The organism is Sutterella wadsworthensis 2_1_59BFAA (genome assembly GCF_000297775.1).
In the GTDB taxonomy this organism is placed as follows: Bacteria; Pseudomonadota; Gammaproteobacteria; order Burkholderiales; family Burkholderiaceae_F; genus Sutterella; species Sutterella wadsworthensis_A.
In genome coordinates, this window is record NZ_JH815517.1 from 192,789 (window position 1) to 205,926 (window position 13,138).

Annotated in this window: 10 protein-coding genes; 3 read left to right on the forward strand and 7 right to left on the reverse strand. The window is 63.6% G+C overall.

Annotation, left to right across the window (positions count from 1 at the left end):
• Window positions 1-86: 86 nt before the first annotated feature.
• Window positions 87-1,118: a UDP-N-acetylmuramate dehydrogenase gene (gene murB / locus HMPREF9465_RS08140; protein ID WP_005435867.1), complete on the forward strand. Its 1,032-nt coding sequence runs from the start codon at window positions 87-89 to the stop codon at window positions 1,116-1,118.
• A gap of 209 nt (window positions 1,119-1,327) precedes the next feature.
• The gene (trhA, locus tag HMPREF9465_RS08145; RefSeq protein WP_005435868.1) at window positions 1,328-1,999 is read left to right on the forward strand and encodes a PAQR family membrane homeostasis protein TrhA; all 672 of its coding nucleotides are present in this window, start codon (window positions 1,328-1,330) and stop codon (window positions 1,997-1,999) included.
• A 78-nt stretch (window positions 2,000-2,077) separates the two neighbouring features.
• On the opposite strand, the gene rpsT is transcribed toward trhA, so the two are convergent.
• Window positions 2,078-2,341 carry a 30S ribosomal protein S20 gene (gene rpsT / locus HMPREF9465_RS08150; protein WP_005435869.1) on the reverse strand — a complete coding sequence of 88 codons (264 nt, stop codon included), beginning with the start codon at window positions 2,339-2,341 and terminating at the stop codon, window positions 2,078-2,080.
• 364 nt (window positions 2,342-2,705) lie between these two features.
• On the opposite strand from rpsT, the gene murJ reads away from it, so the two are divergent.
• Window positions 2,706-4,250 carry a murein biosynthesis integral membrane protein MurJ gene (gene murJ, locus HMPREF9465_RS08155; RefSeq protein ID WP_005435872.1) on the forward strand — a complete coding sequence of 515 codons (1,545 nt, stop codon included), beginning with the start codon at window positions 2,706-2,708 and terminating at the stop codon, window positions 4,248-4,250.
• Between the two features lie 94 nt (window positions 4,251-4,344).
• On the opposite strand, the gene HMPREF9465_RS08160 is transcribed toward murJ, so the two are convergent.
• The 6 genes from HMPREF9465_RS08160 to HMPREF9465_RS08185 form a co-directional block, all read right to left on the reverse strand.
• The gene (locus tag HMPREF9465_RS08160) at window positions 4,345-4,662 is read right to left on the reverse strand and encodes a hypothetical protein (RefSeq protein ID WP_005435874.1); all 318 of its coding nucleotides are present in this window, start codon (window positions 4,660-4,662) and stop codon (window positions 4,345-4,347) included.
• 190 nt (window positions 4,663-4,852) lie between these two features.
• Complete coding sequence (iadA, locus tag HMPREF9465_RS08165; RefSeq protein WP_005435884.1) at window positions 4,853-5,998, reverse strand: beta-aspartyl-peptidase; 1,146 nt, start codon at window positions 5,996-5,998, stop codon at window positions 4,853-4,855.
• Between the two features lie 36 nt (window positions 5,999-6,034).
• Window positions 6,035-7,417 carry a C4-dicarboxylate transporter DcuC gene (gene dcuC / locus HMPREF9465_RS08170; protein WP_005435885.1) on the reverse strand — a complete coding sequence of 461 codons (1,383 nt, stop codon included), beginning with the start codon at window positions 7,415-7,417 and terminating at the stop codon, window positions 6,035-6,037.
• Window positions 7,418-7,726: 309 nt separating this feature from the next.
• Entirely contained in the window at window positions 7,727-8,545 is an 819-nt protein-coding gene (locus HMPREF9465_RS08175; protein WP_005435886.1) for a MetQ/NlpA family ABC transporter substrate-binding protein, read from the reverse strand.
• Window positions 8,546-8,781: 236 nt separating this feature from the next.
• Window positions 8,782-10,974, reverse strand: a complete 2,193-nt coding sequence (gene speF / locus HMPREF9465_RS08180; RefSeq protein ID WP_005435887.1) for an ornithine decarboxylase SpeF — start codon at window positions 10,972-10,974, stop codon at window positions 8,782-8,784.
• Window positions 10,975-11,208: 234 nt separating this feature from the next.
• On the reverse strand, window positions 11,209-13,137 hold the full coding sequence (locus tag HMPREF9465_RS08185; RefSeq protein WP_005435888.1) for an ABC-F family ATP-binding cassette domain-containing protein: 1,929 nt from the start codon (window positions 13,135-13,137) through the stop codon (window positions 11,209-11,211).
• Window position 13,138 lies beyond the last annotated feature (1 nt).

Below are 13,138 nucleotides of genomic sequence, written 5' to 3' on the forward strand. Positions count from 1 at the left end.
ATCTTGCGTGGGCGTGGAGCAGACCCTGCCTATAATCAAGTCAGAACTAACAACAAGGGGCGGCTCGCGACAGCCGTCAAAACGCCATGATTTCAAGCATCCAAGCCCACAGGCCGCTCGACGGCCTCACCACCTTCGGGACGCGTTCCGAAGCGGACCACTATGCCGAGGCAGGCTCTCTCGACGAGCTTGAGGCTCATCTTGCTGAAGCGAACGCCAACGGTCTGCCCGTGCACTTTCTCGGCGCGGGCGCCAATACGATCGCGATGAGCCGCGTGCCGGGCATGACGATCCGCATCACGATCAAGGGCGTGGAGATGTCCGCCGCTCCCAACGGCGACGTGCTCGTCAAGTGCGGCGCGGGCGAGGTCTTCGACGACATCGTGGCACGCACCCTCAAGGCGGGCATCGGCGGCCTTGAGAACCTCTCCGCCATTCCGGGCACGGTGGGCGGAGCCGTCGTGCAGAACATCGGCGCCTACGGCGTCGAGCTCGCTGAGCGCCTTTCCTCCGTCACGGTCTACGACCGCGCCGAAAAGGTCGTGCGCGTCCTCACCGTCGAGGAGTGCGACTTCAGCTACCGCCATAGCATCATGAAGACCGAGGCGGGCCGCAACTTCGTGGTGCTCTCCGTAACGCTGCGTCTTCCCGCCGTCTGGACGCCCGTGCTGGGCTACAAGGACCTCGAGGCCGAGATTGAGGCCCGGGGCCTCACGGCCGAAACCGTGACCGCGCCCGTCATGAGTGAGATCGTGCGGGCCGTGCGCGCCCGCAAGCTGCCCGATCCCGCAGTGATCGGGAACGCAGGCTCCTTCTTCACGAACCCGATCGTCACGAAGGTTCACTGGCACGAGCTCCTCACCAAGCATCCGAGCCTCGTCTACTACAGGCTCGGAGGCGGTCGCATGAAGCTCGCCGCCGCCTGGCTCATCGAGGCCGCAGGCTTCAAGGGCTTGGCCGAAGGTCCTGCTGGCGTCTACGAGCACCATGCGCTCATTATCGTCAACCGAGGCGGCGCCACGGGCGAGGACGTCATGGCGCTCGCTGAAAGGATTCAGAAGCGCGTCTTCGAGCTCTTCGGCGTGAAGCTCGAGATGGAGCCCGTGCGTCTGGGCTGAAGCTTGAACCGAGTCTTTTCGTGATCAATGATCATGCAAAAGGTCCGCCTGCGGACACGTTCAGCAAGCGGCTCTTTTGCTTTCCTGTCTTTGTTCGGAGCCTCCTCGGTACGAAGTGAAATAGCGCACGGTTACAACCCTGACATTTCGTTTCCACCTTTAATTTCGCATGAATACAAAATGTATGATTTGAAGGAGGATTTGCAGGCATGTCTTTCAACAGTCCTGCGGCCGCAGTCGGCTGCTATTCGACAGGCGAGGAGATCGCCAATTCGGTGACGCACGGCGTCGCTGCGCTGCTGAGCATTGCGGGGCTCGTCGTGATGCTCAGCATGATGCCCGTCACGGCGGGCGCCGCCACGATCACGGCCGCCGCAGTGTTCGGCGCGTCGATGATCTTTCTCTACACGGCTTCGACGCTCTACCATGCCATCCCGAACCTCCGCGTCAAGCGCATTCTGCAGGTGCTTGACCATTCGGCGATCTATGTCATGATCGCGGGTTCGTACACTCCGTTCTGTCTCGTCACGCTCAAGGGGACGACGGGCACGATGCTCTGCATTGCGGTCTGGTCGATCGCGCTCGCAGGCATCATCCTGCAGCCCGTACTCATGAAGAGGGCCGAGTGGCTCAACTGCCTGCTTTATCTGCTTCTCGGCTGGTGCGTCGTGTTGGTTTTCGAGCCGCTCATGGCGGCCCTACCCTCTGCGGGCATCTGGCTTCTGGCAGCAGGCGGCGTCGTTTACTCGCTCGGCGTCATTTTCTATCTCTGGGAGCGGATCCCGTACAACCACGCCATCTGGCATCTCTTCGTGCTGGGCGGTACTGCGCTCCAGTTCTTCTCGGTTCTCTTCTACGTGCTTCCCGCGGGCGCCGCCTGAGTAGCCGCCGGGAGAGGGACGAAAAAAAACGCACCCCCGCGAGGAGGTGCGTTTTTTTGTCAGGATCCGACGTTCCGATTAGGCCATGGCCTTGATGGAAGCGGAGAGACGGCTCTTGTGGCGAGCAGCGGCGTTCGTGTGGAGAACGCCCTTGCGAGCCATGGAGTCGATCACGGATTCAGCCTTCTTGAAGGCTTCCTGAGCGGCGGCCTTGTCGCCGGCGACGATGAGCTTGCGCACGGCCTTGATGGCGGTGCGGAACTGGCTGCGCTGAGCCGAGAGGTGCATGTTGCGCACAACCATCTGGCGGGCGCGCTTGCGAGCTTGCTTGGTATTGGCCATTTTTTTAAATTCCTTGCCTGTAAATTAAACAGTTGGCGTCCAGAGCATCCCGATGGGATGCCTGATCCCGGTGTTCCCGTGGTGCGCATCATGCGCTGTCCGGACGCCGCTGCATAACCTCCGCTTGAGGCGGGGAAAGTGCATCGCGGTTGCGCGAGACACCAAAGATTTCGTGAATTTCCAGAGCCTTGCGCAACACTTCCGTCCTTCGTCCGTCTGAGGTTGGGGCATCAGTCGGCCTGTCAGAACGGAGGCTTTGAATTGCGTGACTCCGAAAAGCCCTCAACTATATCAAATTTCCAAGCCGAGGGCGCGTTTTCTAGTAGAATTTTTTGCGATTTTCCAATTTCCGACGGGATGACACATGTCGCTCTTGAAGTCTGCTCTTACTGTTTCAGGCCTGACTCTGGTGAGCCGCGTCACGGGCGTGATCCGCGACATGCTCATCGCGCGCTTCTTCGGCGCCTCGGCCGAGACCGACGCGTTCTACGTTGCCTTCAGGCTTCCGAACATGCTGCGCCGCCTCTTTGCGGAGGGAGCCTTCCAGCAGGCCTTCGTTCCGATGCTCGCCGACGTGAAGGAGAGAAGCGAGGGCGAGGCGGGCACCTTCATCGACCACGTCTTCACCGTGCTCGCGCTTTCGGTCTTCGCCGCGAGCATCCTCGGCGTCGTGGCGGCGCCGCTGCTCGTTTGGGCGATCGCGAGCGGTCTTGCGTCGGCCCCCGAGGCCTTCGACCTCGCGAGCGCGCTCACCCGCTTCATGTTCCCCTACATCGCCTTCATGGCGCTCACGGCGCTTGCCGCTTCCGTCCTCAACACCTGGAAGCGCTTTGCGGTGCCGGCGGTGACGCCCGTTCTCCTCAACCTCTCCTTCATCGGCTGCACGGTGCTTCTCGCGCCTCGCATGGCCGAGCCCATCTGGGCGCTTGCCGTGGCGGTGATCCTGGGCGGCGTACTGCAGCTCGGCACCCAGTATCTGGCGCTTTGCAGGCTCGGGATCCGGGTGCGTCCCCGCGGGCTTCGGGACAGTCTGGCCGACGGTGACGTCAGGCGCGTCCTCAAGCTCATGGTGCCCGCGCTTTTCGGCGTGGGCGTCGCACAGCTTTCGATTCTCATCAACACGAACATCGCCTCCCATCTCGGCAAGGGCGCGGTCACCTGGCTCAACTACGCCGACCGCCTGATGGAGTTCCCGACGGCGCTTCTGGGCGTTGCGCTCGGCACCGTGCTCCTCCCTGGTCTCTCGAGCGCCTATGCGAAGGGCGACACGTCGCGCTACAACTCGCTCCTCGACAGGGGACTGAGGCTCGTCGTCCTCGTCGCCGTGCCCGCGGCCGTCGGCCTCTGGCTCACGAGCGAGGCACTCGTTTCCTTCCTCTTCCAAGGCAGAAGCTTCACGCCCGACGACGTGAGCCAGACCGCACTCGCTGTCGTGGGGTATTCGGTCGGCCTCATCGGGCTCATTGCGCTCAAGATCGTTGCTCCCGCCTTCTACGCCCGCAAGGACATCCGTACGCCCGTCAAGACCGCCTTCTGGAGCCTTGTGGTCGTGCAGCTCGTCAACCTGGTCTCCGTGCCGCTCTTCTCGCATGCGGGGCTTGCCCTTTCGGTCGGCGTCGGCAGCGTCTTCAATGCGGGTACGCTTCTGATCATCCTGATGCGCCGCGGCATCTACACGCCGCTTCCCGGGTGGGCGAAGGCGGTGCTTCGCATCGCGCTCGCCACTCTCCTCATGGGTGCGGGTCTCTGGTACGGGCAGACCTTCGTCTCCTGGACCACGATGCCGTGGCTCATGCGCGCGGGCGGCGTGCTCGCCATGGTGGCGGTCGCAGCCGTCGCCTACTTCGCCGTCATGTTCGCTTGCGGCTGGCGCCTCTCCGACCTGCGTCCCGGACGCGGAGACGACTGAGGGTCGAAATCAGGAACATTGAAAAAGGAAAAGGCACGGACAGCAGATCCGCGCCTTTTCCTTTTTGAAGTCTGTCCGTTCGGGAGTCAGGACCTTATTTGACGTCCTCTTCCTCGACCGCTTCTTCATCCTCTTCGTCCTCGCCGAGGGTGTCGATCTCGTCGAAGGTGAGGAAGGGCATGCGGGCGGGCCAGCCGATCAGTTCGTCCTCGCTCATGGCGTCGAGAGCCGCGGGGCCGAGGCGGGCCGTGTTGACGGCGTAGTTGAGCTTCGCGTACACGTGCACGAGGTCGTGGTTGAGCACTTCGAGCGCGTCTTCCTGATCGCCGTTTTCAACCTTCTGGAGCGCGTCCTGAAGCGCTTCGGAGGCATCGTTCAAGGTGGCCTGCAGCCATTCGAGTTCAATGTCCATGTGGTCCTCTTTTTTCTTTTCAACATGCGGCCGCACGGGCGGACGCACCAAAGGGAATTGTAAATCTCCTCAATGGGTCAGGCAAAGCCCCTGATTGTTGAAGAGTTGTCGAAAAAAAGGAGCCGTCCTCCCTGAGGGAGGACCGGCTCCTGAAAACGTGCGGACGCGGGCCTTTCGGCCTGTTTCGGCGTTAGTACTCGAACGTGCCCTTCACGAGGATTTCACCGTCGCGCATCATTTCGCGGCCGCGGGCGAAGACGCCCTTGAGCTCGAAGTCCTCGGTGAAGAGGCAGGCGTTGGCGCAGGCGCCCGTCTCGATGACGCCGTGGCCCTTGATGCCGAGGGCGCCGGCGACGTTCGAGGTCGTGAACGTGAGGGCCTGTTCGATCGGCATGTTGTGATCGCGGATGAGACGGATGGTTTCCTTGAGGTTTCCGTCCACGCCGCCCACGCCGAGGCCGACCATTTCGCCCTTGTCGTTGAAGCGGGGCACGGAACCGTGACCGTCGGTCGAGAGCGTGATGTGCGTCGGGTCGACGCCCGCGGCGATCGCCTCGACGACGGCTTGGGCAGGATGGTCGAAGCAGCAGGAGGCGCCCGTCGTGATGTCGATCCAGCCGCCCTTGAGGGCGAACTGGACGGCGGAGTCGAAGACGTGGCGGATGCGGCCGCAGTGGGTCGGGCGGATGTGCTTGACCGGGAAGCCGCGCGAGACGATTTCCTCATACATCGCGAAGGCGCCGGGAATGTTGCCGTTGTGGATGTGGAGGAAGCCGATCTTGCCTGCGAGCATGGCGCCGACGCGGATGTCGGCGAGCATGGAGAGGACCGTCTGGACGTCGGGGAAGCTCGAGCGGTGGTCGCCGAGGGCGATCTTCACGCCGAGGACCTCGGGAATGAAGAAGAGGTCGTTGCCGATGGAATCGGTGAGAAGCGTCGGCGGGCAGCGGTAGTTGGACGTGTACATCCAGGCGGAGACGCCTTCGGCCTGAAGGGCGCGGACCTTGGCGAGAAGGTTTGGGATGGAGCGCGTCGTGTAGTCGGTGCCGGAGACGCCGACGACGTCGGTCGTGCCGCAGGCGACGAGTTCGGAGAGCACGAGCTCGGGCGTGCGCGTGGCGGGACCGCCTTCACCGCCGCCGCCCGTGACGTGGATGTGCTGGTCGAAGAAGCCCGGGGTCATGATCATGCCGCCGGCTTCGACCGTCTGCAGGTCGGGGAGGTTGGGGGCGAGGTCCTTGCCGACGGCGAGGATGCGTTCATTGGCCATGAGCACGTCGACCACGCCGAGGTCCTTGGGCGCGAAGACGCGTGCGTTCTTGATGAGAATAGCCATTTCAGTTTCTCCTTGGGTGAAGGCCGTATTCCGTGGTTAGAGGAAGACGGCGGAGGCGGCGACGTTGACGATCAGCGCGAGAAGCATGACCGGAATCGTGCGCCTGATGATTTCGAAGGGCGTGAGGCCCGCAATGCCGGCGACGGCGATGATCACGCCTGCGATCGGGCACATCGTGCGGGCGATGCCGGCGGAGAGCTGGACGGGCACGACGAGCACGGCGGTGTTGATGCCCACGCTGGCGGCGGCTTCGGGAAGCAACGGCGAGAAGGCGAAGAAGGCGGCGTTGCCAGAGCCCGTCACGATCGTGGCGACGACCATGATGCCGAGCATGATGAAGAGCATCCCCCAGACGCCGGCGCTTTCCATGGCAGCTGCGGCCTGAATCATCGTGGTGATGCCGCCCATCTTGTTCATGCCGAGCGCGAAGAGTTCGGCGCAGCAGATGAGGGCCACGGTGGAGGTGAAGACCTTGCCCATGCCTTCAAAGACGGCGCTCGTGCGCTTGCAGCATTCCTTGAAGTCGAAGTGCGTGATCAGGTCGACGAAGAAGGCGATCAGGATGGAGACCAGAATGCCGGTCTGCAGGGAAAGCTTGATGCCGTCGTAGACCATCGGCGAGAAGACGATGAGGAGAACGAGCGGGAGCATCGGCAGAAGCGCGTAGTGCACGGGGCCCGCGCCTTCGAAGGCCTTCTCGAGGTCCTTCTGGTCGGCCTTGACGGGAGCGCCGTCGGCGACGCCGCGGGCAGCGTCGCGCTGGTCGAACCAGCGCTGGACAAAGAAGTGGCCGATGGCGAGCGTGGCGATCACGCAGACGGCAACGGGAATCTGGCTCTGGACGAAGTAGGTGACGACGTCGGTCGACATCAGGTCGGCGGCACGCATGGCGTTCGAGGACGAGGGACCGAGGTCAAGGCAGCAGGTCGAGCCGATCACGGCGGCGGCCGAGGCGCGGGAGACGCCGAGCGCGACGAGGAGCGGATAGACGCTGGCCATCAGAAGAAGACCGAGGCCCACGGCGGAGTTGATGAAGAGCGCCATGAACTGGCCCACCACGTAGGTGATGGCGAGCAGCACGTACGGGGAGCGGACGGCGGAAAGCGGCTTGACGCAGAGCTTCACGAGCGCCTTGGAGGCGCCGATGCGGTCCATGTAGAAGGAGAAGCCCGCAATGAGCATGATGTTGAGGCCGAGGCCGGGAAGGCGGCCCTTCATCTGGTTCGTGAAGGCCTGGACGAAGTCGAAGCCCACGAAGTTCGTGCTCTTCTTCGCGTCGACGGGATCGACGCCCATGAGCCAGGCGCACACGAGCATGAGCAGGCCTGCGAGAAGAAGGACGATGGGCGGGTAGTAGTTCTTGAGCACGCAGTACGCCACGACGGCGATGACTGCGACGGTAATGAGGATGCCGAGCATTTTTTTCGGTCTCCCTTGTCGGTTGGATGTGTTGTTGGAATGATCGTGCCGACGGGAGTCCGGAGGGCGAAAGCCCCGGGAGGACGCAGGCCGGCCGCGTCAGGCCTGCCGTCCTTGGAGAAGTGAGGTGAAATTCATGGCGCCATCCTGACGGCGTCCCGTCCATCCGCTACTGCGAGTGGCGGGCGCGCGCCGTTATGGTAGCAGTTCACATGCCCGTTCAACAGAGGAGGTCATGGAAAACGCCTAGGGCCCGACGGAAGGCAGTCCGTGCGGGCCCTGAGGGAGGTCATGCGCAGAAGGCGGTGATTACCAGCTCGGCTTGATCGTGCCGTTGAAGGTCTTTTCGACGAAGGCCTTGACTTCGGGCGAGCGGTAGTACTTGACGAAGTCCTGAACGCTCTTGTCGTTCCTGCGGTCCTGATGCGCGGCGATGATGATGAGCGCGAACGGCGCCTCGAGGGACTCGAAGTAGAAGCCCTGCTTCTGCGGGGAGAGGCCCGCGCTGATGACGTAGTTCATCGGAATGACGGCGACGAGCGCATCATCGAGGCTACGGGGCAGCTGGGCGGCCTCGAGCTCCCTGATCTTCAGGTTGCGCTTGTTCTCGACGATGTCGGCGAGAGAGGCCTCGCTGCCCATGCCTTCGGGAAGCTTGATGAGGCCCGCGGCCTGCAGGAGGAGAAGACCGCGTCCGCAGTTCGTCGGATCGTTCGGTACGGAGATGACCGCCCCTTCGGGAATGTCGGCAATGGACTTCACCTTGTTGGAGTAGAAGCCCATCGGCTGCACCACGGCGTTGCCCACGTTGGCGAGCTTCGTGCCCTTCTGCTTGTTGAAGTTGAGAAGGAAGGGCTCGTGCTGGTAGACCGCGGCGTCAAGCGCGCCGTCGTTGAGGGCCGTGTCGGGCGTCACGTAGTCGGTGAACTCGACCACCTCGACCTTGAGGCCGTTCTTCGCCGCGACCTTTGCGGCTTCGGTGACGATGGCGGCGTGCGGACCAGCGGTCACGCCCACGCGGAAGGGCTTTTCAGCCACCGCCTTTTCCTCGTCGCAGCCCGTGAGAAGAACTATGGCGCTGAGCGCCGTGACGGCGGCGAGAGACTTGATGAAGGTGCGCTTTTGCATGATGAACTCCTTGGGGGCGGCCTGTTGGTATGGGAAATCGAATGCGTATGCGGCCGTCCGATGGATTCATTTTGCGGGATGCCGTGCATCCGTGAAAGGTAATACCTCAAGTTTTCTTCACTGAAAACGCCTGATAGGTAATCGTCTCTAGGAGAATGTGCTTAGCCTGCGGGACCGGAGACAAAAACGGCCCGGAGGCCTTGCGGCTTCCGGGCCGTTTCCCGACGGAATCGAGGTCAGAGGGCTTTGCCGAGGAGTTCGGTCTCGCGCTCGTGCGTGAGCACGTTGGCCCAGGCGACCTGACGGCCGTCCTCGTCCTCCTCGATGTAGACGCCCTGCAGCTCGGGTGCAAAGCCCGGGAAGAGGTTGATGCCCTGCTCAAGGGCGAGGAAGTACTGCAGCACGGCGCCGCCCCAGACTTCGCCCGGCACCAGGCAGAGGACGCCCGGCGGGTAGGGAAGCGCGCCTTCGACGCCCACTCGACCCTCGGCCTCGCTCAGGCGCACGAGCTCGACGTTGTCGCGGATGAACTCGTAGTTGGCCTCCTGAGCGTTGAGCACACGCCAGGGAAAGTACTCCTTGCGGAACATCGCCTTCTGGAGGTCCTTGACGTTGACGGACTTGTAGAAGTCATGCATCTCCTGGCAGAGCTCGCGGATCGTGTAGCCCTTGTAGCGCTCCTTGTGGGCGTTGTAGAGCTCGGGGAGCACTTCGGAGAGCGGCGCGTCATCGTCGACGAAGCTCTCGAAGCGGGCGATCTGCGTGATGAGGTGCGCCATCTTGGCATGGTCCTCGGCGGGCGTCATCAGGAAGAGGATCGAGTTGAGGTCGCTCTTTTCGGGGACGACGCCGTTCTCGCGAAGGAAGCTCGCGAGAATGGAGGCGGGAATGCCGAAGTCGGAGTACTCACCCGTCGTGGCGTTGATGCCCGGCGTGGTGAGCAGGAATTTGCACGGGTCGACGAAGTACTGCTGCGGTGCATAGCCTTCGAAGTGGTGCCACTTGTCCTTGGGATTGAAGGCGAAGAACCGGATGTCGGTCGCGATCTGCTCCGTCGGGTAGCTGTCCCAGGCCTTGCCGTCGACCGTGGGCGGAATGAAGGGCTTGATGTAGTGGCAGCAGGCGAGCATTTCCTTGCGCGCATCGATCGCGACGCGCACGCAGTCGGCCCAGAGGCGGCGGCCGGATTCGCCCTCGTGCATCTTCGCGTTGACGTCGAGCGCGGCGAAGAGCGGATAGAAGGGCGAGGTGGACGCGTGCATCATGAAGGCGTTGTTGAGGCGCTTGTGGGTGCAGTAGCGCTTCTGGCCCTTGATGTGAAGGTCCTTCTTGTGGATCTGGGAGGTCTGCGAGAAGCCGGCCTGTTGCTTGTGGACGGACTGCGTCACGAAGATGCCGGGATCCTCGGGACCGAGGTCGAGCAGGAGCGGCGAGCAGTCCTTCATCATCGGGATGAACTGTTCGTAGCCGACCCAGGCGGAGTCGAAGAGGATGTAGTCGCACAGGCGGCCGATGCGGTCGACAACCTGACGGGCGTTGTAGATCGTGCCGTCGTAGGTGCCGAGCTGGATGACTGCGAGGCGGAACGGGCGCTTTTCATCGGCGCGCTCGGGCGCAACCTCGCGGATGAGCTCGCGCAGGTACTTCTCGTCGAAGCAGTGGTCGTCGATGCCGCCGATGAACCCATAGCTGTTGCGGGCGGTCTCGAGGTAGACGGGCGTCGCGCCCGCCTGAATGAGCGCGCCGTGATGGTTCGACTTGTGGTTGTTGCGGTCGAAGAGCACCAGATCGCCCGGCGTGAGCAGCGCGTTGAGCACGACCTTGTTGGAGGCGGAGGTGCCGTTGAGGACGAAGTACGTCTTGTCGGCGTTGTAGATCTTGGCGGCCGCCATCTGGGCGGCGCGGGGCACGCCTTCGTGGATGAGAAGGTCGCCCATCGCGACGTCTGCGTTGCAGAGGTCGGAGCGGAAGACGTTTTCGCCGAAGAAGTCGGCGAACTGACGGCCTGCCGGATGACGGCGGAAGAGGGCGCCGCCCTGGTGACCCGGACAGTCGAAGTGCACGTTGCCGTTGCGGACGTAGGACTCCATCTTGCCGAAGAAGGGCGGAAGAATCTGATCCTCGTACTTCTGGGCGGCGGCGTCGATCAGGCGACCGTAGAGGCCGACGTTGTCGGGCTGGGAGTTGATGACGGAGACGACCTTGCCGAAGAGCTCGGTCGGGAGCTTGGCGCCGTTGTTGAGCAGAATGACGGGAATGCCGAACGCCGTCGCCTCGACGCGTTCGAGCTGGCCCGAGAGCGCCTCGTCGGCCGTCATCACGACGGCCGAGACGCTCGTGAGGTCGGCCTTGTTGAGGTCGACGACGACGCGTTTGGACTTGAAGGCGTGCAGCGTGCCGGGCGTCGCTGCAATGTTGTATCTGCGCATGTGGGACTCCGTACGGGCGGAAAGGGCGTTGTCGGGAGGAAGGCCCCTTGGTCGTGACGGCCCCTGAGGGCCGCCGGGGCTTTCCGATTTGCGTGAATCATATCAGCAAAAGAGGGCGCGGGACGCGTGAGGGAGCCGATGCGCATGCCTTTCGCATCGGTCGGTCGGGGCCGAATGAAGAAAGGCCGCCCATTTGCGGGACGGCCTTGCAGAAAAGGTGCGGCTCGGAGGACGTCAGCAGACGGCCTCGATTTCCTCGGAGAGTTCGAGCCAGCGCATTTCGAGCTCCTCGACGACGGGCTTGAGCTCGCCGTGTTCGCGAAGCACGCGGGCCACTTCGTCGGGATCAGTCGAGGTGTAGAAGTCGCCGTCGGCAAGGCGATCGGAGAGCTTCCTGAGCTCCTCGTTCTTCTGCGCGAGTTCCTTTTCGACCTTGGCAAGCTCCTTCTGCAGGGGCTTGCGCAGGGCGGCGATGCGCTGGCGCTCCTGAGCCTCGGCACGGCGGGCCTCCTTGCGGTTCTGGGAGGGCTCGCGCTCGCTGGACTCAAGCCTTTCGGCCTGATTCGCCGCCTTTTCGGCTGCGACCGTGGTGCGGCGGTGTTCAAGCACGAGCTGGGCGTAGTCGTCAAGGTCGCCGTCATAGGGCTGGACGGCCCCGTCGTGCACGAGGATGAGGCGCTCGGTCGTGGCACGCAGAAGATGGCGGTCATGCGAGACGATCAGCACTGCGCCCTCATAGGTGGAGAGCGCCATGGTCAGGGCCTCGCGCGTCTCCATGTCGAGGTGGTTCGTCGGTTCGTCGAGCACCAGAAGGTTGGGCTTGCGCCAGGCGAGGAGTGCGAGCGCAAGGCGGGCCTTCTCGCCGCCCGACATCGGGCCGACGGGGGCGGACGCAAAGTCGCCCGAGAAGCGGTAGATGCCGAGGTAGTCGCGAAGGTCCTGCTCGCGCACGTCGGGCGCCATGCGGCGCATGTGCTCGAGCGGACTTTCGTCGGGACGCAGCTGATCGAGCTGATGCTGAGCGAAATAGCCGATCTCGAGACCCTGGCCGCGACGAAGTTCGCCCGCCATCGGAGCAAGGTCTCCGACGATGCCCTTGACGAGCGTGGACTTGCCTGCGCCGTTGACGCCGAGGATGCCGATGCGCTCGCCCGAGCGGATCGAGAGCGTGACGCGGTCGATCACGACGCGCTCGTCATAGCCGAGGCGCAGGTTCTCCGTGTCGACGAGATGCTCGGGCAGGCGCACGGGCTTCGGAAATTCGAAGCGCCACTCGCGCTTGGCGCGCACAGGCTCGACGGCCTTGAGCTTTTCGAGCATCTTGATGCGGGACTGGGCCTGACGGGCCTTCGTCGCCTTGGCGCGGAAGCGCTCGATGAAGCTCGAGAGATGGGACGCCTCGCGCTCGTAGGCCTTGGCGGCCGCATCCTGCAGCCTGAGCTTTTCGATGCGCTGGGACTCGAAGGCGGAGTAGTTGCCTGCGTAGCGGCAGACGGTGTCGTCCTCGACGGACCAGATCGTCGTGACGGCGCGGTCCAGAAACTCGCGGTCATGCGAGATGATGACGACGGTCGCCTCGACGCGGCGCAGCCAGTTCTCGAGCCAGATGAGCGAGTCGATGTCGAGATGGTTCGTCGGCTCGTCAAGGAGAAGCAGGTCGGCGGGGCACATCAGGGCGCGTGCGAGCGCGATGCGGTTTCGCCAACCGCCCGAGAAGTCGTAGACGGGGCGGTCGACGTCGGTCTGGCTGAAGCCGAGACCCGCAAGGATGGTACGGGCCTGTGCGACGATCGCGCCTTCGTTGAGCTCGGCAAGATTGGCGTGGGCCTGAGCAAGACGCATGTCGTCGCCTGCCTTTTCGGCTTCGGCGAGTGTCGCGCGGGCGGCGATCAGGGGAGCGTGCCCCCCGAGAACGAAGTCGACGGCGGGGACGTTGTCGGCGACGAAGGACTGCGCCACGTGGGCGATCCTGTCGCGGGGCGGCGTCTCGATGTCGCCGTCTTCGGGAGAGAGGTCGCCGAGCACGGCTGCAAAGAGCGTGGACTTGCCGCAGCCGTTGGGGCCGACGAGGCCGATGCGCTCGCCGGGCGCCGCAGTGAGCGTCGCATGACGGTAGAGGACGCGGGTGCCGCGGGAGAGCGCAAGGTTGAGAAGTCGGAGCATG

Excerpts from the sequence above, each read along its gene's own strand:
- HMPREF9465_RS08160 (WP_005435874.1), bottom strand. The coding sequence starts at position 4,662 with ATGGACATTGAACTCGAATGGCTGCAGGCCACCTTGAACGATGCCTCC.
- dcuC (WP_005435885.1), bottom strand. The coding sequence starts at position 7,417 with ATGCTCGGCATCCTCATTACCGTCGCAGTCATCGCCGTCGTGGCGTAC.
- HMPREF9465_RS08175 (WP_005435886.1), bottom strand. The coding sequence starts at position 8,545 with ATGCAAAAGCGCACCTTCATCAAGTCTCTCGCCGCCGTCACGGCGCTC.
- HMPREF9465_RS08185 (WP_005435888.1), bottom strand. The coding sequence starts at position 13,137 with ATGCTCCGACTTCTCAACCTTGCGCTCTCCCGCGGCACCCGCGTCCTC.
- iadA (WP_005435884.1), bottom strand. The coding sequence starts at position 5,998 with ATGGCTATTCTCATCAAGAACGCACGCGTCTTCGCGCCCAAGGACCTC.
- murJ (WP_005435872.1), top strand. The coding sequence starts at position 2,706 with ATGTCGCTCTTGAAGTCTGCTCTTACTGTTTCAGGCCTGACTCTGGTG.
- speF (WP_005435887.1), bottom strand. The coding sequence starts at position 10,974 with ATGCGCAGATACAACATTGCAGCGACGCCCGGCACGCTGCACGCCTTC.
- rpsT (WP_005435869.1), bottom strand. The coding sequence starts at position 2,341 with ATGGCCAATACCAAGCAAGCTCGCAAGCGCGCCCGCCAGATGGTTGTG.
- murB (WP_005435867.1), top strand. The coding sequence starts at position 87 with ATGATTTCAAGCATCCAAGCCCACAGGCCGCTCGACGGCCTCACCACC.
- trhA (WP_005435868.1), top strand. The coding sequence starts at position 1,328 with ATGTCTTTCAACAGTCCTGCGGCCGCAGTCGGCTGCTATTCGACAGGC.